At 32.6% G+C, this 22782-nt stretch carries 18 protein-coding genes; 12 read left to right on the forward strand and 6 right to left on the reverse strand.

The annotated features are described in order from the left end of the window. Window positions 1-38 precede the first annotated feature (38 nt). The 11 genes from ACHRVZ_RS14415 to ACHRVZ_RS14465 all read left to right on the forward strand — a co-directional run bounded on the left by ACHRVZ_RS14415 (window position 39) and on the right by ACHRVZ_RS14465 (window position 14981). Complete coding sequence (locus ACHRVZ_RS14415; RefSeq protein WP_395423287.1) at window positions 39-2192, forward strand: TonB-dependent receptor plug domain-containing protein; 2154 nt, start codon at window positions 39-41, stop codon at window positions 2190-2192. Between the two features lie 23 nt (window positions 2193-2215). After that, window positions 2216-3631 (forward strand): HmuY family protein, encoded by a 1416-nt coding sequence (locus ACHRVZ_RS14420; RefSeq protein ID WP_395423288.1) that lies wholly within the window; start codon window positions 2216-2218, stop codon window positions 3629-3631. A 270-nt stretch (window positions 3632-3901) separates the two neighbouring features. Next, entirely contained in the window at window positions 3902-5386 is a 1485-nt protein-coding gene (locus ACHRVZ_RS14425; RefSeq protein ID WP_395423290.1) for an SGNH/GDSL hydrolase family protein, read from the forward strand. After that, on the forward strand, window positions 5379-6800 hold the full coding sequence (locus ACHRVZ_RS14430) for a GDSL-type esterase/lipase family protein (protein ID WP_395423292.1): 1422 nt from the start codon (window positions 5379-5381) through the stop codon (window positions 6798-6800). The genes ACHRVZ_RS14425 and ACHRVZ_RS14430 overlap by 8 nt, the downstream gene beginning before the upstream one ends. A 1-nt stretch (window position 6801) precedes the next feature. Next, window positions 6802-8487 carry an MBOAT family O-acyltransferase gene (locus ACHRVZ_RS14435; protein ID WP_395423294.1) on the forward strand — a complete coding sequence of 562 codons (1686 nt, stop codon included), beginning with the start codon at window positions 6802-6804 and terminating at the stop codon, window positions 8485-8487. A gap of 299 nt (window positions 8488-8786) precedes the next feature. Then, a complete protein-coding gene (gene ffh / locus ACHRVZ_RS14440; RefSeq protein WP_041519904.1) occupies window positions 8787-10139 on the forward strand; it encodes a signal recognition particle protein in 1353 nt (450 codons plus the stop codon). Between the two features lie 140 nt (window positions 10140-10279). Beyond that, on the forward strand, window positions 10280-11164 hold the full coding sequence (locus tag ACHRVZ_RS14445) for a bifunctional 5,10-methylenetetrahydrofolate dehydrogenase/5,10-methenyltetrahydrofolate cyclohydrolase (RefSeq protein ID WP_395423296.1): 885 nt from the start codon (window positions 10280-10282) through the stop codon (window positions 11162-11164). 317 nt (window positions 11165-11481) lie between these two features. Continuing rightward, window positions 11482-12096, forward strand: a complete 615-nt coding sequence (locus ACHRVZ_RS14450) for a hypothetical protein (protein ID WP_395423297.1) — start codon at window positions 11482-11484, stop codon at window positions 12094-12096. Window positions 12097-12104: 8 nt separating this feature from the next. Continuing rightward, on the forward strand, window positions 12105-12395 hold the full coding sequence (locus ACHRVZ_RS14455; protein WP_065450961.1) for a transcriptional regulator: 291 nt from the start codon (window positions 12105-12107) through the stop codon (window positions 12393-12395). 59 nt (window positions 12396-12454) lie between these two features. Continuing rightward, window positions 12455-13843 carry a DUF4153 domain-containing protein gene (locus tag ACHRVZ_RS14460; RefSeq protein WP_395423298.1) on the forward strand — a complete coding sequence of 463 codons (1389 nt, stop codon included), beginning with the start codon at window positions 12455-12457 and terminating at the stop codon, window positions 13841-13843. Window positions 13844-14054: 211 nt separating this feature from the next. Beyond that, the gene (locus ACHRVZ_RS14465; protein WP_395423299.1) at window positions 14055-14981 is read left to right on the forward strand and encodes a magnesium transporter CorA family protein; all 927 of its coding nucleotides are present in this window, start codon (window positions 14055-14057) and stop codon (window positions 14979-14981) included. Window positions 14982-15052: 71 nt separating this feature from the next. On the opposite strand, the gene rluF is transcribed toward ACHRVZ_RS14465, so the two are convergent. The 5 genes from rluF to ACHRVZ_RS14490 all read right to left on the reverse strand — a co-directional run bounded on the left by rluF (window position 15053) and on the right by ACHRVZ_RS14490 (window position 19451). Further along, window positions 15053-15904: a 23S rRNA pseudouridine(2604) synthase RluF gene (rluF, locus tag ACHRVZ_RS14470; RefSeq protein WP_395423300.1), complete on the reverse strand. Its 852-nt coding sequence runs from the start codon at window positions 15902-15904 to the stop codon at window positions 15053-15055. 267 nt (window positions 15905-16171) lie between these two features. Beyond that, window positions 16172-16516, reverse strand: a complete 345-nt coding sequence (locus ACHRVZ_RS14475) for an antibiotic biosynthesis monooxygenase family protein (protein ID WP_395423301.1) — start codon at window positions 16514-16516, stop codon at window positions 16172-16174. 94 nt (window positions 16517-16610) lie between these two features. Next, window positions 16611-17471, reverse strand: a complete 861-nt coding sequence (locus ACHRVZ_RS14480; RefSeq protein ID WP_395423302.1) for an alpha/beta fold hydrolase — start codon at window positions 17469-17471, stop codon at window positions 16611-16613. Window positions 17472-17573: 102 nt separating this feature from the next. Beyond that, window positions 17574-18353, reverse strand: coding sequence for a zinc ribbon domain-containing protein (locus ACHRVZ_RS14485; protein WP_395423304.1), 780 nt, complete (start codon window positions 18351-18353; stop codon window positions 17574-17576). 3 nt (window positions 18354-18356) lie between these two features. Beyond that, on the reverse strand, window positions 18357-19451 hold the full coding sequence (locus tag ACHRVZ_RS14490) for a Nif3-like dinuclear metal center hexameric protein (protein ID WP_395423305.1): 1095 nt from the start codon (window positions 19449-19451) through the stop codon (window positions 18357-18359). A gap of 105 nt (window positions 19452-19556) precedes the next feature. Here ACHRVZ_RS14490 and lpxK point away from each other — a divergent pair, with 105 nt between their 5' ends. Continuing rightward, on the forward strand, window positions 19557-20579 hold the full coding sequence (gene lpxK, locus ACHRVZ_RS14495) for a tetraacyldisaccharide 4'-kinase (protein WP_395423307.1): 1023 nt from the start codon (window positions 19557-19559) through the stop codon (window positions 20577-20579). Window positions 20580-20590: 11 nt separating this feature from the next. Here the strand turns inward: lpxK and ACHRVZ_RS14500 are convergent, their stop codons facing one another. After that, window positions 20591-22762 carry an ATP-binding protein gene (locus tag ACHRVZ_RS14500; protein ID WP_395423308.1) on the reverse strand — a complete coding sequence of 724 codons (2172 nt, stop codon included), beginning with the start codon at window positions 22760-22762 and terminating at the stop codon, window positions 20591-20593. Window positions 22763-22782 lie beyond the last annotated feature (20 nt).

Here is a 22782-nt window from a genome sequence, read left to right on the forward strand (position 1 = left end):
TTATATATTTGCATCATTATTAAGACTGAATAAAAATAATGAAAATAAATTTTACCCTTTTTGCAGCTTTTGTTTTTTGTCAAATTTCTTTTGCACAGCAAAAAGATACCATTGTATCGCGAGAAAAACTTTCTGAAGTAGTTGTTACAGGACAAATTGAACCACAGTCTATTAAGAAGTCTGTTTTTAATGTTCGCGTAATATCTAAACAAGATATCAAGCAGTTAGCGGCAAATAATCTATCAGATGTTTTAAATCAATACTTAAATATTACAGTTCAGAATAGTGGTAGTGATGGGCGTTCGACGGTTTCAATGTTCGGATTAGATTCACAGTATTTTAAAATTTTAGTTGATAATATACCATTAGTAAGTGATACAGGTATGGGAACTAATGTTGATTTAACACAGGTAAATCTTGACGATGTAGAACGTATCGAGATTATCGAAGGTTCAATGGGAGTTACTCATGGAGCAAATGCTGTGACCGGAATCTTAAATATTATTACAAAGAAAGGCGGGTCTAATAAATGGGATATCAGCGCAACTATTCAGGAAGAAACAGTTGGTAATGAATATTCACTTAATGATAAAGGAAGACATATTCAGTCACTTAAAGTAGGACATAAATTTAATGATAACTGGTATGTTAATATTGGTGGGAATCATAATAATTTTGAAGGTTTTTATGATGATAAACAAGGAAAAGATTATATCGTTAATGATGATTTGAGAGGATATTCTTGGCTGCCAAAAGAACAATGGGTAGGAAATGCAATGCTCGGCTATCAGAAAGATAATTTCAAGATTTTTTACAAATTTGATTACTACGGAGAAAATGTAGATTTTTACAGTCCAGTGTTAGTTCCTCAAGATAATTACCCTTTTCCGGAAACTTTTTTTGCAAGAGATAAACGTTATTTAACAAATCGCTTTTACCACCATTTGAATGCCAACGGAAAACTTTTTTCCAAATTAAATTATAATGTTTCTGTATCACACCAAAAACAAGAACGTGATGCTGAATTGTTTGATTATCAGTTGGAAACAAAAAAAGAATCTAATAATAACAGATTTACATATCAATCTAAAGAAGTATTTTATTCTACAGGAACATTGAGTAATTTCTTCAACAATAAGAAAGTAGATTTTCAATTGGGATATGAAATCACAAATGAAAATGGCTTTTATAGTGGTGCAGCGGGAACTTTTTTAGATAATGTACTACAGTCTGTAGATGTTAGAAAGAGATTAGAAAATTACGACATCTTTACAGTTGCTGAAATTAGCTTATCAGATAAACTTTCAATTCGTCCGGGACTTCGATACTCAATTCAAAATACTTTTAAGGATCAATACGCTAGTTCGTTAGGTTTGAGATATCTTTTCAAAAAAGGATTAGAAGCAAGAGCTTCATTAGGTAAATCATATCGTACTCCAAATTTTGATGAGCTCTATACTTATTTTGTTGACTCTAATCACAACGTACAAGGGAATCCTAATTTGGTTCCGGAAAACAGTACATCGTACGAAGTAAGTTTTAAAAGAACTTGCGATTTAAAATCGGGCGGACAGATTGCTAATAATTTGGCAGTGACTTTTTTAGATGTTGATGACAGAATTGATTTGGTATTGACACAAATTACACCTTCAAAATATAAGTATATCAATATCAACAAATATAAAATGTGGAACATTTCGACCACAGAGCAATATGCATATAAAAACTGGAATGTAAAAGTTGGAGCTGCTCTAGTTGGAATTTCTCAAAAACTTGATTTAGCAGAGTTAGGTATTACCTCAGATGATAAATTTTTGTATTCTTTACAGTTGAACTCCAGCATCTCATACAACGTTCCAAAATGGAATACTTTGTTTGCACTTTATTATAAATACAACGGACAACAACAGCAATTTGCAACAGGAACCGATGAAAACGGCAATGCTAAATTTTATCTAAACAAAATTAATCCATACAGCTGGATGGATGCTTCTGTTCGAAAATCATTTTTTAACAATCAATTTGAAGTTACAGTTGGAGCTCGTAATTTATTCAATATTACGAATGTGCAGATTACTCAGGGTAACGGAGGTTCTGGCGGGGGAACCCATTCCGCTGGTCCGCAATCCTTGATGCTTGGGTATGGACGCTCTTACTTTCTTAAACTTACTTATAACTTAAATTTTAATTAAATATACTAAATACCTTAAATACTATGAAAAAGAACTTTATCTTAATTCTTACTTTCGTCTTTCTTGCTTTTACAGCATGTAATAATGACGATAATGCTCCGCAATCAGATGTTGCTGTTGCGTTTGCAGAAGCTTCGTATAATTTGACAAGTGATGCAACACCGGTTCAAATAAAATTCTCTAAGCCTACTCCTGTTGCTGGAACGATTACTCTTGATGTTACTGAAACTGCAGTAGCTTATTCTACAGATTATACAACAACTCCTGCTGCTGCGTCAAAAAAAGTAGTAGTGTCTTTTCCAAAAGATGCAACTTCGGTTGAGTTTACTTTTAATAAAATTAAAAATGCAACTGCAACTGAGGTTAAAAATGTAGTTTTTACTATTTCAGGAACTTCTTTTGGTGGACAGATATCAAGTAATAAAACAATTCAGTTAAACTTTAACGAAGCAGCATCTTTAGGAACAGTTTTGTCGCCAGAAGTTGGAGGTCCATTAGAACCAAACCAGGTTTATGTTGATTTGAGCAGTGGAAAAATGACATCTGTAGTTAGAAATTCTTGGGATTTAGGATTTTATTCAGGTGCTGACTTTAGAGTAGTATTGAACGGTTCTGTAAAAATGGCTGTAAAACAATTAAAAAGTACTAACATTGATGAAGTTCAGGTTGCTGACGAAACTATGATTATTGCACAAGGAACAGGATTTCCTGAGCAAGTTGATGATTCAGCAGGAGATATTACAAAAACGGCTATCGCTGCGGTTTCATCTACAGATTCTGATAACAAAGTATATTTACTTTACCTAGGTAACAAACCAGCTGCTACCGCACCAGTTTTAGGAAAAGAAGGAGCTGCTGGAGGCGACACAAGAGGATGGAAAAAAATTAGAGTTTTAAGAAGCGGAAACGATTACAAAGTTCAATATGCTGATCTTGCTTCGACTACTCACGAAGAAATTGTAATTTCTAAAAATAGTGCATACAATTTTACATTTTTAAGCCTAATCGATAAAAAAGTAGTAAATGTTGAACCTCAAAAAAATCAATGGGATATTAACTTTACAACTTTCGTAAACGTTATTCCTAATGGAGCAGCAATGTCACCATATTTCTACCCGGATTATGTTACTAACAACTTAAACGGTAATGCAAAAGCTTACCAAGTTTTAACTTCTGCGTTTACTTATGATGCATTTACATTAGCAAATGTTGATAATACTAAATTTACTGCAGATCAAAGAAGCATTGGGTCAAACTGGAGAAGCACAAGTGCTCCTGGTCCTGATGGAAATCCAATGACACAATTTGTATTAAGAACAGACCGTTTCTTTGTAATTAGAGACCCTGCAGGAAATGTTTATAAATTGAAATTTACAGGAGGTGCTAAAGCTGATTTAGAAAGAGGTCACCCAACATTTCAATATGCAATCTTAAAATAATAGAGATTGTAAATCTAAAAACTAAAAATGATCTAATTTATAAATTTATAGATGCGAAAGCACTTAATTCAGTTAATCATTAGCTTTGTTTTTTTATTTTTTTTTGAAAGAGGTTAGATAAATCTAACCTCTTTTTTTGTTTTTATTTTAATAGTTAAAAAAGAATTAAAAATTAATGTTTAATCCTATCTTTGCACGTGTTTTTTATTAGGATTAACAGAAATGATATTTTTTTCTTTGTAATCCTATTCTTTAAAATTATAATTACGAGTGAATACAAAATCTTATTTCTTTCAGTCTTTTGCAATTGTAGCATTAGCATTTGTAGCTTTCATTGGATTCAAGCAAATCTTGCCAGATAAAATTTTTCCGGATAGTAAAGTAGATTCCAAAAATGTACTTATTGACAGCTTGCTTCTGGAGTCAGTAGCAAATGATTCTTTGGCACAAAAAAGTGATAGTCTTAGCGAAATTGAAAAGAAGGAAGCAGGAGAGAAAATTACATTTAATCCCGCTGAAGGAATCGAATTTCCAGCAGAAACTTTTGATAATTATAAAGGATTTCAATACCTGATTTCTTTTTACGAAAAATTATATCAACTAGAGAAAAATCCACAATCTAAAGTCCGAATCGCTTATTATGGAGATTCCATGACAGATGGTGATTTGATTGTACAGGATGTTCGATCTAATTATCAGGAACGATTTGGAGGTAAAGGCGTTGGTTTTGTTTCTATCACTTCAGAATCTTCAGCATCAAGAGGATCTGTAAAATCACTCTATTCCAAAAACTGGAAAACACAATCATATCTAAATGTTAAACATCCAACAAGTCCGTTTGGAGTAAATGGTCATGTGTTTTTTGCAAATGATAAAGTAAATACAACTTGGGTTCAATATGAAGCAGGTTTGAATAAAAATGCCACAACGCTCGATAACCCTACATTGTTTTACGGAAGATCATCCAAAAAAGGGAATGTGAATTTTATTATCGGGAAAGACACTCTTCGAAAAAGTCTTGTTCCAAATAGTTTAATCAATACTTTAAAAGTGTCTTCAGGAAGTATTAAATCATTCAAAGCAAACTTTATTCATGCCGATTCAATTCCGATTTATGGTTTTAATTTTGATAACGGAATTGGAGTTCACGTTGATAATTTCTCGCAAAGAGGAAATTCAGGTCTGCCAATTTCTATGTTTAATGCCAATGTAATGCAAGGATTCAATAACAGTTTGAAATACGATTTGATTATTTTGCATTACGGAACCAACGTTTTAAATTACGGAACCAAGAATTATTCATGGTACCAAAGAGGGATGACAAAGGCAGTGAATAAAATTAAAGAATCTTTTCCGGGAGTTTCTATTTTGATTATTTCAACAGCAGATAAATCAACAAAATACGATCTGGAAATGAAAACAGATTCGGCCGTGGTACCTTTAATGAAAGCGCAAAAAAGATATGCTCTGGAAACCGAATCAGGATTTGTAAATTTATACACTTTAATGGGAGGTGACGGATCAATGGTAAAATGGGTTGATGAATCTCCGGCAAAAGCCAATAAAGATTACACACATTTTAACCAACGTGGAGCAAAAGCTATTGGTAAATTATTATACGATCAGTTGAATAAAGGCTACGAGCAATATAAGGTGTTACGTGAAAATAGAGAAACGGATGTTAGTAAGCGGAAAACAGCCAGGAAAACAAATACAGATTCCGTATCTGTAAAAAAAGATAGTGTAAATGAGTAGACTTATTATTTTCTTTTGTTGTTTTTTTTTCTCAGCAAACGATAAAACGCAAAAAGCAGATTCACCTTCAATAACAAAAAATATGATTCATAAAGTCGATACGGCAGCAGTTGATTCTTTTTCTGAAGAAAGGATTTATAATGCGAAAGTTTTGGAGCGTTTTTTTAAGAAATTGAAAGAGAATGAAAGTCATAATAATCAGAAAATAAATATTGTACATATTGGAGATTCTCATATTCAGGGTGATTTAATGACCAATGAAATTAGAAAGAATCTGCAGCAAAAATTTGGGAATGCCGGGCGGGGTTTGGTTTTTCCGTACCAGTTAGCAAAAACAAATGGTTCTTATAATGAGCGTTTTTACTCTAACAGAAGTTGGGAAAGCTACAGGAATATTCATCCTTTCAAAAACGTTCCAGTTGGTTTAAGCGGAATTGCACTTTGGAGAGATGCAGGAGGTTTTGCAGTTGAATTGAATATAAAAGATGCAGCTTATAAGTTTAATTCAATTAAGATCATTACGCCTCAAAACCAGAATATGTTTGATTTGGCCATATCATCTCAAATAAAGACAATTCAATCTACAGAGCGAAAAATAATCACCCATAAAATAAAAAAAGGAGAAGCTATTTCGACCATTGCAGATAAATACAATATTTCGGTCGCCGAAATAAAAAGAGAAAATCGTTTAAAGTCAAATAACATTCGTGCAGGAAGAATATTGAATATTTTAACGAACGAAACAAGGCCTAAAAATATTACAAGTTCAGAATTTGTTCCTTTGAAGGTTGAAACGGATTCGTTTTCTCACTATTATAATTCTGATAAAGCGCTGGATAAAATTTATTTGATTCCGAATAAAGAAGCTTCAAAATACGAATTAAACGGACTTATTTTAGAGAATGATACTTCAGGAGTAATTTATAGCAGTATTGGAGTAAACGGAGCGAAGTTCTCAGATTACAATAAATATCCGTTATTCTTTGAGCAATTAAAAGCTTTGCGTCCGGATTTACTGGTTTTTTCTTTGGGAACAAATGAAAGTTATGATCATATGGAAGTTTCTGCATATATAAACGAATTGCGAAAGTTTATAAGCAATATAAAAGCTCAAAATATCAATGTTCCAATAATTATTATGACTCCGCCGCCTTCTTTACTGAAAGCAAGAAAACCGAATGTTTACGTACGGGATTATGCAAAAACTATTATTGACGTTGCTGAGACGGATGGTTTTGCAGTTTGGGATTTATATAATGAATTTGGTGGTTTTGATGGAATTCGAAACTTAAAAGTTACAGGACTTATCGGTCCAGATTGGGTACATTATTCTAAAAAGGGATACGAAAAACAAGGTACTTTGTTTACAGAGGCATTTTTAAAAGCATACGATAATTTTAAATTAAAAAATTAAGTTGATTACAATTGATAGCATAAATAATTGGTTTGTTCAGAATTTTGGTGAAGTTACTTTAGAACAAGCAAAAAGTTGGTTTATATACAATCCGGAAGAGAAATTATTATTTAATACTGGTTTATTCCTAGGGTTATTTCTCGTTTTTTATTTTGTGTATGCTTTTTTACGCAAAACATTCTATTTAAGATTAACGTATGTTATTCTCTTCTCACTTTTCTTTTATTACAAGTCAAGCGGAATTTATTTTTTACTCTTATTGCTTTCTTCGGTTGTAGATTATGGTTTGAGCCAGATTATTTACAAAGCAACAAAAGACAGTACAAAGAAAATTTATCTTGTAATTAGTGTAATCCTAAACTTAGGATTGCTTGGATATTTCAAATACATGAACTTCATGATCGTGACGTTCAATGATATGTTTAATGGTAATTATGAGCTTCATGACGTTTTTCTTCCTGTCGGAATTTCGTTCTATACTTTTCAATCGATGAGTTATATCATCGAAATTTATCGTGAAGAAATCAAACCAACAAAAAACTATATTGAATATTTGTTTTTCGTTTCGTTTTTCCCACAGTTAGTTGCCGGGCCAATCGTACGTGCAAAAGATTTCCTTCCGCAGATTTATCAGAAATTAAATTTGACCAAACAAGATGTAAACAACGCCTTGTTTTTGATCATTGGCGGATTAATCAAGAAAACAGTAATTTCAAATTACATATCAATAAACTTCGTAGATCGTGTTTTTGATACACCAATGAATTACACATCGTTTGAAAATTTAATGGCATCTTACGGATACGCCATTCAAATTTATTGTGATTTTTCAGGTTATTCAGATATGGCAATTGGAATCGCATTGCTGTTAGGATTCAAATTACCGGCCAACTTTAGAACGCCCTATAAATCGACTTCGATCACAGACTTCTGGAGAAGATGGCATATTTCGTTATCAACCTGGTTGAAAGACTTCCTGTATATTTCTATTGGAGGAAATAGAGAAGGAACATTTGCAGGATTTTTATTCCCGAGTTTATTTTTCTTCGGATTATTGCTTTGGGGAATCGCAAATGTAGCAGAGAGTTATATTCCGTTGGGAATTGCAATTGGAGCAATTGTAGTTTTCTGTTTGACATTTTTACTTTCAAAAAAGAAAAATCAAACTTTGGTAACCAACTTTAATTTATTTACCACAATGCTTTTAGGAGGATTATGGCATGGAGCTGGAGCACAGTTTATAGTTTGGGGAGCATTACACGGTTTAGCATTAGCCGTTCATAAAATTTTCATGGAACTTTTTCCATCCAAAAAAGAGGGTAAAGGCCCTAATTTTTTATGGAAATTCTTTTCGATAGTAATTACATTTCATTTTGTGGTATTCTGTTGGATCTTTTTCCGCGCAAGAGATTTCGAAACAGCCATACAAGTAATCAACAATATTGGTCAGTTAACTTTTGAGCCGGAACATTGGCAAGCAATAGTATTAGGATATAAAAATGTATTTTTATTGATGTTGTTTGGATATGTTTGGCACTTCTTGCCAGAAGTTGTTACATCAAAAATGAAGTTTGTTTTCGATAAAACACCATTGATAGGGAAAGCAATAATTTTAGGATTTGTTTACTGGATTGTATACGCAACAGCCGTTGCCGGTTCACAGCCTTTTATTTACTTCCAGTTTTAATTAAAAAGATTTAAAGGGACATAGTTACAAAGGCGCAAAGGTTTATTCTTTTGCGCTTTTTTTCTTTTAAGTGATTTAGCAGATATAGTTGATTTTTCATGACTAATAAAAAAAACTATCTAATCTCCTAAATCTGCGAGAGGCAATAAACGTTGCGAGATCGCGAGCAAAAAACATAGCGATCTTAGCGTAGACCTTCGCGCACTTTGCGATAAAATCAAAACATACTTTACAGTTAAATAAAAATTGCCTGAAATGTCTAATTAGATTATCTTTGCACTTCAAATAAAGAAAATAGTATGTTTGATAATTTAAGTGATAAGTTAGATAAAGCCTTCCATATATTAAAAGGGCACGGTAAAATTACAGAAGTAAACGTTGCCGATACCTTAAAAGAAGTTCGTCGTGCCTTACTTGATGCCGATGTTAACTTTAAAATTGCTAAAGATTTTACCACTAAAGTAAAAGAAAAAGCAATTGGTCAGGACGTTTTAACAACACTTCAACCAGGACAATTATTGGTGAAGTTAGTAAAAGATGAACTAACGGAATTAATGGGTGGTGATGTTGCAGGAGTAAATCTTTCTGGAAATCCAAGCATTATCTTAATGTCAGGATTGCAAGGTTCTGGTAAAACAACTTTCTCAGGAAAACTTGCGAATTTTTTAAAGACAAAGAAAAATAAAAAACCACTTCTTGTAGCGTGTGATATCTACCGTCCTGCGGCGATTAATCAGTTGCATGTTGTGGGAGATCAGATAGGTGTTGAGGTATACTCGGAACCAGAAAATAAAAATCCTGTTGAAATTGCTCAAAACGCAATTAAACATGCAAAAGCAAACGGTTTTAATGTAGTTATCGTCGATACTGCAGGTCGTTTGGCAGTAGATCAGGAAATGATGGATGAAATTGCACGTGTACACAAAGCAATTGAGCCTCAGGAAACCTTGTTTGTTGTTGATGCAATGACAGGACAAGATGCTGTAAATACAGCAAAAGCCTTCAACGATATCTTAAACTTTGATGGAGTTATTTTAACAAAATTAGATGGAGATACACGTGGTGGAGCTGCAATCTCGATTAAATCGGTTGTAAACAAACCAATCAAATTTGTAGGTACAGGGGAGAAGATGGAAGCAATCGATGTTTTCTATCCGGATCGTATGGCCGAGCGTATCTTAGGTATGGGAGACGTTGTGTCTCTTGTAGAAAGAGCGCAAGAGCAATTTGATGAAGAGGAAGCAAGAAAACTTCAAAAGAAAATCGCTAAAAATGAATTTGGTTTTGATGACTTCTTAACTCAAATTCAGCAAGTAAAGAAAATGGGTAACATGAAAGACTTAGTCGGAATGATACCTGGAGCTTCAAAAGCGATGAAAGATGTAGAAATAGAAGATGATGCTTTTAAACATATTGAAGCAATCATTCATTCGATGACACCAATCGAAAGAAGTAAACCTGCCATAATCGACGTAAAAAGAAAAGCCAGAATCGCTAAAGGTTCCGGAACGAAAGTCGAGCAAGTAAATCAGTTAATGAAGCAATTCGACCAAATGAGCAAAATGATGAAAATGATGCAAGGTCCGGGCGGAAAAAACTTGATGAAAATGATGGGAGGCATGAAAGGAATGCCAGGCGGAATGCCGAGATAATAAAAAGATAAAAAAGTTTCAAGTTTCAGGTTTCAAGTTATGAGACTGAAATTTGAAACTTTTTTCAATAAATAACAATTTTGTTTTAACGTGAACCTGAAACCTGAAACAAAATAAAATTAAACTTGAAACAAAAAACAATGCAACTACTAGACGGTAAAAAAACAGCTGAAGACATTAAAAACGAAATCGCAGCCGAAGTTCAATCGATAAAAGATGCCGGAGGAAAAGTACCTCATTTGGCAGCCGTAATCGTAGGAACAAACGGAGCAAGTTTAACTTACGTAGGAAGTAAAGTAAAATCTTGCCAGCAAATTGGCTTTGATTCAACTTTGGTAAGTTTACCTGAAACGATCTCTGAAACTGAATTATTAGATAAAATCAAAGAACTAAACGAAGATGATAATCTAGATGGTTTTATAGTTCAGTTGCCTTTGCCAAAACATATCGACGAGCAAAAAATCTTACTAGCAATCGATCCTGATAAAGACGTTGATGGTTTTCATCCAACAAACTTTGGTAGAATGGCGCTTGAAATGGAAAGTTTCATTCCTGCAACACCATTCGGAATCATGCAGTTGTTAGAACGTTACAATGTTGAAACTGCCGGAAAACACACCGTTGTTATTGGTAGAAGTCATATCGTAGGTCGCCCTATGAGTATTTTGATGAGCCGTAAAGGAAATCCTGGAGATTCAACAGTTACTTTAACGCACAGTAGAACTAAAAATTTAGCTGAGTTCACTAAAAATGCAGATATTATTATTACAGCATTAGGAGTTCCTGAATTTTTAAAAGCAGACATGGTAAAAGATGGAGTTGTAATCGTAGATGTTGGAATTACGCGAGTAGAAGATGCTTCAAATCCAAAAGGATATGTTATAAAAGGAGATGTTGATTTTGACGGAGTAAGTAAAAAATCATCATTTATCACGCCAGTTCCCGGAGGAGTAGGACCAATGACAATTGCGATGTTACTTCAAAATACGCTTTTAGCACGAAAAATGAGAAGCGCGAAAAAATAATTTTTTCAAATAAATATAAACAAAGCCTATTCAATCGAGTAGGCTTTGTTGTTTTTATATACTTTGGGCGTGACCGCATTTACAAAAGGCGCTATTTAACATTCCGCTTATGTGCGCCTTTCGCAAATGCGGTCGGGATATCCGCGCTACTTCGGTAGCAAGCTCCTATCCCTCACGCAAACCAGATTGTAAACGAGTCTCATTCCTCCTAGGTTTTTAAATCTTGTAGATTTAAGTTACTGTAGATAAAAAAAAATCAATTTAACGCTTGTCAATTCAAAATAAAATATAACTTTGTACTACAAAGTACTTTTACTATGAATCAGCAGCACCAAGAAGATTTAGCACATATTCGTTCCATGATGGAACGTTCTTCAAGATTTATATCACTAAGCGGACTCTCAGGAGTATTTGCCGGACTTTCAGCTTTAATAGGCGGATTGTATGCTTACCAATTGTTTGATTCGGGTAGAACGAGTTATATGGATGGAGATTCATATAGTGAGAATATTAATTTAGTTGACAAATTAATAACTACAGCGGTTGTCGTTTTGGTTTGTGCTTTTACTTTTGGAATATTTTTTACCATCAGAAAAAGTAAAAAATACAATTTACCTATTTGGACATCGGCGACAAAAAAAATGCTGTTTAATTTAGCCATTCCACTTTTGGCGGGAGGAATATTTTGTTCAGCTCTTTTGTATCATCAAATTTACGGTTTAGTAGCACCGGCAACTTTAATTTTTTACGGTTTAGCACTTATAAATGCCGAAAAATATACATTTTCGGATATTAAATATTTAGGATTCTGTGAATTAGTTTTAGGATTTATTTCTCTTTTTTATATCGGGTATGGTTTAGTTTTTTGGATCATTGGTTTTGGTATTTTGCATATCTTGTACGGATTAATAATGTTCAAAAAATATAAATAATCCAAGCAATGGGAATTATTGACAAACTAAATAAAGATTTTGAAAGCCGTGTCAGATTGGGTATTATGTCCATTCTGATGGTTAATGAATGGGTTGATTTTACTGAGATGAAAAATCTTCTGAATATCACAGACGGAAATTTAGCCAGTCATTCCTCAGCGCTTGAAAAATCTGAATACATCGAGGTTAAAAAAGAGTTTGTGGGTAAAAAGCCCAAAACCTCTTATCAAGTTACACCTAGAGGACGTGCGGCCTTTAAAGAACATCTTTCTTACCTCGAAAAATTAATGAAATCGTAATAACTATATTTTTTTATCTAAACGCTTTGAAATGCAAAGTACTTTTAAAATCTAAAACAATGAAAAAACACCAAATTATCTTAGCTAGCAGTTTGATTTTTACACTGCTTTTTTACAACGAGTCAGTAGGAGTAAACCTCGCTATTTTTGGACTATTATTAACCGGTTCAATCTGTTATTTCTTTCAGGATCGGTTTACAGACAGGTCGCATTTGATTCTGGTCGTAACTTCAGTTTTGTCATGTCTTGCCTTTGCCTGGTACGGAGACTTTGCCTCTTTTCTGGCTTTGGCAATGTCAGTTCTTTTTTTGCAATTCAAAACTCAGGATTCACAACTTAAAATAATACTGATTTTTCCGCTTATATTCTTAAATGCATTTACCACATTGGGACGTGTTTTTATGTTCAGTCAGTGGCTTCCCGCAAGAAAAATTCACAATAATTTTGCTAAAAAACTAGTAGCGTACTTTGTTATTCCCGCGATCTTTTTAGTCGTCTTTTTTACAGCCTATTCATTCGGGAGTGCACATTTTTCGTCTTTGCTAACAGATTACACTTTAGATCTTGATATTTTTCAAGTTATTCTAATTGGAATTTTAGGATTTTATATCTCTTTCAGTTTTTGGAATTATTGGGTGCCGGAGACTTGTTATGAAAAAAAAGAAATGCTGGACAATGATTTCAGTAATATAGTAGAAGTTAAAAATCAAAAGACATTTTCATTTCTTGATTTGGATTTCGAAAGAAAAAGTGGCGAGATTACTTTAGTATTGCTGAACCTGATGCTTTTGGTTTTTATTGTAACCTATAATTACGAACAATTTTTTGAAGTTGTAGAAAAAACAAAACTAAGTGCAGATACACACGAAAGAGTAAATGCGGTAATTTTTTCTATTATCATGGCAGTTGGGGTAATTATGTTCTTTTTTAAGGGCGGATTCAATTTTGATAAAAAAGCAACTACTCTTAAAAAATTGGCCAAAATATGGATTGTTTTAAATGGTATTTTAATTGTTAGTACAATCATTAAAAACTCAGAATATGTTTCATTTTTTGGATTAACTTATAAACGTTTAGGTGTTTTTGCTTTTTTAATCTTGGCGATAATTGGTTTAGTATTTACATTTTTAAAAATCAGAAGACAAAAAACAAATGCCTATTTAGTCAATCAAATGGTTTGGTATTTCTACGGAACAATACTTTTGTGCAGTTTTGTAAATTGGGGAAATTTAATTACAATCTATAATATCTCTGTAAATAAAGGAGTTGAGCCAAGATTTTTAAGCAGTTTGAATTTTAATGATGAAAGTCGTGATGCTTACTTTTCAACCATAAATGTTGTTGGTATAAAATACGGTTATCTGGATGTGGATAGTATAGAAGATCGCCAGAATAAACCATTTCTATCGAAAGCCCTCTATTATGAGTTTGTAAATAATAAAAAGTAATTTTTCTCAAAAACCACCTTTAGTAAAAATACTGAAGGTGGTTTTTAGTATTTAATTATACATTTAAACTTTTGGTTCTAAAAAATAAAAGATACTTTTGCAACACTTTAAAAAAAACTTCTCCAATGGACGATTATTATTCGTTAGTATTTAATTAAAAATAGCTTTTGATTTTTTTTCAAATTGCTATGATAACCCCCGCAATTTTGAAATGAAAGCCTTTTACAAAAACAATAACGGATTAATCGAGATCAAAGAATGGACTCCAAACTGCTGGATCAACATTGAATCTCCTTCAGAAACAGAAAAAAAATACTTACTGGAAGAACTTAAAGTTCCTGAAGCCTTTTATAATGATATTGAAGATATTGACGAAAGACCTCGTATGGAATCTGAAGATGGGTGGAATTTGTTTATCATGCGTATTCCAATAAAAAGTAATGATGTAAAACTGCCTTTTCAAACAATTCCAATCGGATTGATTTTTAAAGACGATGTTTGTGTTACGATTAATTTTTATAAGACCGAAATTATTGCCGATTTTGTACAATACACCAAACGTAAAAATATTATAATAAAAGATAATTTTGATTTGGTGCTAAGATTACTGTTGTCTTCAAGTATTTGGTATTTGAAGTATTTGAAACAAATCAATCAAAAAATAAAACTTGCAGAAGATAATTTAGAGAAGTCGATCAAGAATGAAGAGCTACAGGCACTTTTACAAATAGAAAAATGTTTGGTATTCTTCATAACTTCTTTAAAAGGAAACAATGTTTTATTTCACAGAATAAAAAATCTGAAAGCCCACAGAGAACATTTTGATCCGGATTTATTAGAAGATGTTGATATCGAAATAAGCCAGGCGCAAGACACAGCAAATATTTACAGCAACATCTTAACGGGAATGATGGATGCTTATGCATCAGTAATATCCAATAATATGAATAATATTATGAAGCAAATGACTTCAATTTCTATTATTCTAATGATTCCTACTTTGATTGCCAGTTTGTATGGAATGAACGTCCCGAATGGTTTAGAAGAAAGCAAATATGGTATTTGGATTCTGCTATTTATATCAGTTATTTTATCTACAGTTGGTTTTCTTTTGTTTAAAAGAAGAAGATGGTTTTGATACATTAGTATTTTCAAGTACATAAAAAAATCCATTCGTTGTTGCGAATGGATTTTTTTTATGAGATCAATTTAATAATCACCTTTTTTCTTAAATCTCGGATCATCTTTTGAGATAAAATCAGTTCTTCGTTTCGGGACATCATCTTTCGAGATAAAATCTGTTCTTCGTCTTGGAGCTTCAGGTTTTGGTAAACTTGCTTCTTCGGTTTTGCTTGATGGCTCAATTAAATGATTTAATTCTTTAATTTCATCATCGGTCAGGTCACGATAACGACCAACCGGAATATCAAGCGATATATTGATAATTCTGATACGTTTAAGCGCAGTAACGTCATAACCTAAGTATTCTGTCATTCTTCGGATTTGACGGTTTAAACCTTGCGTTAAAATGATTTTAAACGTGAATTTACTAATTTGCTCTACTTTACATTTTCGGGTAACCGTGTCTAAAATAGGAACACCATTTCCCATACGTTGAATAAAACGTTCTGTGATAGGTTTATTTACTGTTACCGTATATTCTTTTTCGTGATTATTTCTGGCGCGTAAAATCTTGTTTACAATATCACCGTCATTAGTCATAAAGATTAATCCTTCACTGGCTTTATCCAATCTTCCAATCGGGAAAATACGTTTTGGATAATTAATATAATCTACAATATTATTTCGGACTTCAAGATTGGTAGTACATTCGATTCCGACAGGTTTGTTAAAAGCCAGATATACCAATTTTTCATGTTTTTCAACAATCAATTTTCCATCAATACGCACTTCGTCGTTTTGCGAAACCTTGGTTCCCATTTCAGGTACAACACCATTTATTGTTACGCGTCCTTCTTCAATAAGTTTATCGGCTTCGCGGCGGGAACAATATCCAGTTTCACCAATAAATTTATTCAGACGTTTTAAATTCTCTTCCATACTGCAAAAGTAAGCAAAATTTAGACTTCTTAGATTTTAGATCTTTAGATTGTTGGACTTCTGGATTTCTGGATTGTTAGAATTTTAGATTTTTTTGAATTTTATGCAATGTTGTCATTTCGACCGAAGGGAGAAATCACGCCAAAAACTCCGTAAAGAAAGTCGCCAATCTTTGTCGAATTACTAGTGTGATTTCTTCCTTCGGTCGAAATGACAAAACTAAAAAAAAACTTTGTTCCTTTGAACCTCTGCAACTTTGAACCTTCATTAAGAATGAAATTCTGAACTATCTTTCGGAGTTTCTTCTCTTTCAAACATTCCGTAATCGCGAACAACGCCGGCAATTCTCAAATGATAATCTTTAAAAACTTCATTTCGGCCTTTGGCTTGCGCATGACGATGCATTTCGAGATTTCTCCATTGCTGAATACTTTCTTCATCTTTCCAAAAAGACAAAGACAAAACTTTTTCGGGATTGCTAAAACTCTGAAATCGTTCTATCGAAATAAAGCCTTCAATATTGTCTAATTCAGGTCGCAAACTGGCAGCAATATCAAGATATTCGTCTCTTTTTCCTTCGTGTGGAATGACTTCAAAAATTACGGCAATCATTTTTTAGAGTTTTAAATTATATAAAAAGTAAGTTGTATTTTTTAGCTTAGAGCCTTAGAAGCTTTGTATCTCAGAACCTCAGAAAAAACCTTTGCTACTTAGAACCTTCAGAAAAAAGAAACTCGATCACTTTTTGGTATAATTCGTCATCATGCATTCCGTGACCCAGGCCTTTGGTTTCTATAAACTGACTGTTTTTCCAGTTACTTGCTATTTTTTTTCCCTCTTCAAAAGCAACAATATTATCTGAAGCATCGTGTGCAATTAATCCGGAAACATTAAATTCTGACGCGAATTTTTGTCCTGAGAAATCTTCGAGTTTAAAATTAAAACGATTCATGAACTTTGTTTCCAGAAGAGAAAACATCTTATTATTCAAACTCAGCATTGAAATGTAATTGTCAATTAAAGTTTTTAAATCTGACGGAGCGCCAAGAATCACCATTTTATTAATACTGGTATTCGGGAATAAATATTGATGATAAACGCAAGCGGCACCGCCAATAGAATGCCCTATAATTATAGTGGGCTGATATTTTTCGACTGCTTTATTGATAAATTCAGCATAAAGAGGAACATTAAATTCTTTACCGCTGCTTTGTCCATGTGCAGGTGCATCGATGGCAATAATTGTGCTTCCTGATTTTTGTAGATGTGGTAAAGTTTTTTCCCAGCGCGAAGAATTGCTTTCCCAGCCGTGAACGAGTAAGATTTTAGTTTCGTTTCCTTTCCATACATACGTTTGAAAATGATGCTCATTAAAATGAAAAGTTTCGGTTTCTGTACTTCTTAAAACTTTGGGTAAATGATCTTTTTGTAATCTTCCGATTCGGGGTTGACTAAAAAGAGTATAGGAAAGTTCAAGAGCTTTTTGTGGACGAACATAACTTAGTAAGTTTATATATTGTCCAACCGATTTTAATGTAATAAAACGAATTCCTTTTATGATTGCCAAAACGTATAATTTTTTATAAAGATAAAAAATATGATTTTCAATCTATGTTAATTCCTTTAATCTGTGGTAAAAAAAAAGTCCCGATTAAATCGGGACTAGTATTTAGAATTTAGAGAACAATTGTTCCATTTTTTCTTTTTCTTCTTCAGCCAATGCGCTGTCAACCAAAATTCTTCCAGAGTGCTCATCAGTAATGATTTTCTTTCTAGAAGCAATCTCTACTTGAGTTTGTGGAGGAATAGTGAAGAATGATCCTGCAGAAGCTCCTCTTTCGATAGATACTACAGCTAAACCATTACGAACACTAGTTCTGATTCTAACATAAGCAGCTAATAATCTTTCTTCAATCTGGCTTGAATATTCAGCTGATTTCTCAGATAAGAAGATTTCTTCTTTTTGAGTCTCAGACATGATAGCGTCAAGTTCAGATTTTTTATGTTTTAAATGCGAACTTTTAGCGTCAAGTTTTTCTTTTAAGTTAGAAATAACTTCTTTCTTATGCTCGATAGAAGCTTTCATTTCTTTGATTTGCTTTTCAGCCAATTGAATTTCTAATTCTTGAAACTCAACCTCTTTAGTCAAAGAGTTAAATTCTCTGTTATTGCGAACTGATTCTTGTTGTTTTGTGTATTTTTTGATAACCTCTTTGTGCTCATCAATCGCGTTTTTCTTCGATTTGATAAGATCTTCAATAACCTCAAGTTCACTTTTCAGTTTCTCTGAACGCGTGCTTAAACCTGCAACTTCATCTTCTAAATCTTCCACTTCTAAAGGAAGTTCACCTCTCACGTTTCTGATTTCGTCAATTCTAGAGTCAATAAGCTGTAAATCGTATATTGCTCTTAACTTGTCCTCAACACTTAATTCTTTCGTATTCGCCATATTCTATAAGTACTTAACTGGATTTGTATTTTCTTCTGATAAAATGATTGCAAAATTAAGGATTTTTTTTCGAAGATAATCAACAATATAGTTTTTTGTATAGCGTTCGCTCTCAAAATGACCAATATCGGCTAAAAGTAGTCGATTTTCAGCTTCATAAAATTGATGGTATTTTAAATCGGCCGTCAAAAAAGCATCAGCTCCAGCCATAATTGCATTTTTTATAGCAAAACTTCCTGAGCCTCCTAAAACAGCTACTTTCTTAATTTTTTTTCCGAGAAAGGCAGAATGACGAATTCCATCAGCAATCATTTTATCTTTTACAAAATGAAGAAAATCATTTTCATCCATTTCAGTCTCAAATTCACCGATCATTCCCAAACCAATATTTTGATGAGGGTTTTGTAAATCGTAAATTTCATAAGCTACTTCTTCATAAATATGATTTGCAAAAAGAGCTTTTAAAATTTTAGATTGTAAATGTTTTTCAAAGATAACTTCAATTTTTATTTCAGTTCCCGTATGTAATTTTCCTCTTTCGCCAATTACAGGATTGCTGTTTTCATTTCCTTGAAAAGTAAAAAAACCTTCGGTATTAAAACTGCAATTATCATAATTACCAATCGTTCCTGCTCCTGCTTGAAACATTGCATTTCGAACTTTTTCAGCATTATCCGGAGTTGTGTAAGTAACTAATTTTTGAATAAAATTTTGTTTCGGAATCAAAACCTTTGTATTTGTTAAGCCTAAAGCATCGCAAAATATTTTATTAACACCTGCAGAATGATTGTCAAGTGCGGTATGAACGGCATAAATTGCAATGTCATTTTTAATAGCTTTTAGAATCGCACGTTCGACATAATTTTTCCCGGTGATTTTTTTAATTCCGGAGAATAAAATCGGGTGGAAGCAAACCACTAAATTGCAATTTTTGGCAATAGCTTCTTCAATTACATTTTCAAGAGCATCATGACAAACCAAAACGCCTGTACTTTCAGTCTCGGAATTTCCGACCAAAAGACCAACATTGTCAAAATCTTCGGCGTAAGCCAAAGGTGCCATTTCTTCGAGGACTGCTAATATATCTTTGATTTTCATTATTCTTTTGTTTCAGGTTTTATTTGTTTCAGGTTTTATGTTGTTGGAGAAAACTTGAAACGACTTCATAAAACAAATTAACGAAAAATATTATACTTTCGTAAAATGAATGTACTTCGAAAAATCCTTTTTCCGTTTGCTATTTTATACGGATTCATAACTACTGTTAGAAATTTTCTTTTTGATAAAGGAATTCTAAAATCAACTTCATTTGATGTTCCGGTTATTGCTGTTGGAAATTTGAGTGTTGGCGGAACAGGTAAAACACCTCAAATCGAATATTTGATTCGATTATTATCTGATAAATATAAAATCGCGACTTTGAGCCGTGGTTATAAACGAAAATCAGAAGGTTTTGTTTTGGCAGATGCAACTTCGAATGCCGAAATTCTAGGGGACGAACCTTTTCAGTTTTATCAGAAATTCCCAAATATTCAGGTTGCCGTTGATGCAAATAGAACAAATGGAATTGCACAATTGCTTTCGCAGAATGAAAAGCCTGAAATTATTTTACTGGACGACGCTTATCAGCACCGAAAAGTAAAAGCTGGGTTTTATATTTTATTGACTTCTTTTGACGATTTATATGCAGATGATTTTATGCTGCCAACAGGAAATTTGCGCGAAAGCAGAAGTGGAGCTAACAGAGCAAATATTGTTGTAGTTACCAAATGCCCGAACAATTTATCGAATGAAAAACAAGAAGAAATTCGTTTGAAATTAAAATTGAATCCTTCGCAAAAACTATATTTTACTTTTATAGATTATGATGATGTAATTTATGGTGAAAATGAAAAAATTGAAGTGAATGTGATTAAAAGCGAGTCGAAACTACTTTTGGCAGGAATTGCAAAACCAAAACCTTTCTTTGATTATTTAAAAAATGAAAAAGACGAATGTTTGACTTTTCCGGATCATCATCATTTTTCTGATGCAGATTTAGATGCGATCCAGAATAAGGCACTAAACAAGAAAATCGTCACAACTGAGAAAGATTATGTTCGTTTAAAAGATTCTAAATTGGTTTCGCAATTGTATTATTTACCAATAAAAAGTACTTTCTTGAATCACCAACAAGATTTTGATACGACAGTTTTGGAATATGTAAATACAATTTTAAAATCTTAGATTAAAAAAGACTAATCAAAGAATTGAGCAATAGTACTGTAAAATTCGTCAGGAACAAATGGTTTTGTAATTACATCATTCATTCCGAAGGATAAAAGCATATCTCTGTTTTCGTCTAGCGAAATAGCCGTTAAAGCAATGATTGGTGTCGTTTTATCAAATTCTCTAATGAGTTTTGTTGCAGTTGTTCCATTGATGCCTGGCAAGTGAACGTCCATTAATATCATGTCAAAACGTTTTACTTTCAAAAGCTCAACAGCATCTTCGCCATTGTCGATAATCTCGCATTGAATCGCTTTGTTTTCTAACATTTTGCGTGTAATCATTTGATTGATTTTGTTGTCCTCAATCAGTAAAATCGATTTGTTTTGCAATTGCTTATCACTATAAGGTTTTGCTTCTTCTAATACTTCCAACGGTTCTTTGTTAATCTTAAAGTTTAATTTGAAGGTAAAAGTAGATCCTTTACCTACTTCACTTTTTAATTTTATTTCGCCGCCCAAAAGCTCAATTAGTTTTTTTACAATTGTTAAGCCTAGACCGGTGCCGCCATATTTCCGATTTACTTCTATAGATCCTTGCGAAAAGCTTTCGAAAACACTTTGTAATTTATCTTCAGGAATACCAATTCCCGTGTCTACTATTTCAAAATAAACAGTTGCATTATCTTCCTCTTCGGCATATAATTTTGCAATTACATTAACATGTCCGTTTTGAGTAAATTTTAAAGCATTGTTGATTAAGTTCAGTATAATTTGAGATAATTTGGTTGGATCACCAATTAAATTGTCCGGAATGGCTTCGTCTATTTCAAGATTAAAATAGTTTTTGTTGGCAGTTGCTAATTCTTTTAAAGAGCTTTGAATGTTAAATAGTAACTCTTTTAAATTGAAACTTATGTTTTCAACTTCTACTTTTGTGGAATCAATTTTATTAATTTCAAGAATTTCATTGATAAAAGTAGTCAGATAATTTCCTGAAAATTTTAAAGATTCAAGATACTTAAGTTGCCTTTTTTTGGGGTTGTCCTCAAGTAATAAATGCGTGATTCCATTAATAGCATTTAGAGGAGTTCGAAGTTCGTGACTTACCGTTGATAAGAATTCAGATCTGGCTTTTGATGCTTTTTCAGCTTTGTTTTTAGCTAAAATCAGTTCTTTATTTTTTTCTCTTAAAAGTAAATTATTCTGATTTCTAATAATATTGTTTTTATATAAAGCTAAACTCAAAAGTGATAAAATCGATATAAGTGCAATAGCCAAAATACTGACTAACTTTGAATAGCGATAGGTTTTTAACTGAATTTTTTCTTCACTTTCGCGTTTTATCGTATTGTTTATTGTTTGATTTTTTTTAAATTTTTCAAACTCGTTAAAATCTAACTTGGCATTTTTTAATTTTAAAACGTAATTTTCTATTTGATAGTGTTCGTCTAAATAAGAATAAGCCAGATCATAATTTTTTTTCTGCTTATAGTATTGACTGATTGCTAAAATAATTTTTGATTTTTGAGCTAGATTACTGGTTTTAGCATTGTAATCAAGAGCATTGTCAAAATAAATAATAGCAGAATCATTCCGTTTAAGCTGGGTTTCAATTAAACCAAGTTGATAATAAGAGTCAATTTTGGTTTTAATTAAAGAAGGATTGTCTGGTTTTTTTGTGATTTCACGAAAAGATTTCGCTGCCAGCGCTAAGTTTTTATTTGTCTTTAGCGCCATCGCTTTTTGATAGTTTAAAACTTCGGCGTGATCAGTAATTTTTAACTGATTTAAAAGATCTTCGGCTTTTTTGTAATAAATCTCAGCAGTTTCATAGTCTCCTTGCGCAGTATTAGCTACTCCAATATAATGCAATGCTAAAACTTTAGTACAAGTTGGTTTTATGTTGTCGAATAAGGAAACGCTTTTGTGGAAGTTTTTAAGTGCTTCTTCGTATTTTTTTTGATTGTAATAAATTTTCCCAAGCTTAAAAGTTTGATTGGCCAGATTCTCATTTCTATGAGTTGATTCAGAAAAGTCAATCGATTTTTTGGTGTAAAAAACAGCTTGATCGTATTTTTTATTGTTAAGATTGGAGTCTACCATCTTGTTGTAATACGAAACACTATCCGTACTCTTTTTAGTTTGAGAGTACAAAAATGAATTTAATAAACAAACAACAATAAAAAAGTGGTATTTCATGTATGGCAATGCTTTTACAA

Origin of the sequence: Flavobacterium sp. FlaQc-57 (assembly GCF_044007395.1) — a bacterium.
Classification (GTDB): Bacteria; Bacteroidota; Bacteroidia; order Flavobacteriales; family Flavobacteriaceae; genus Flavobacterium.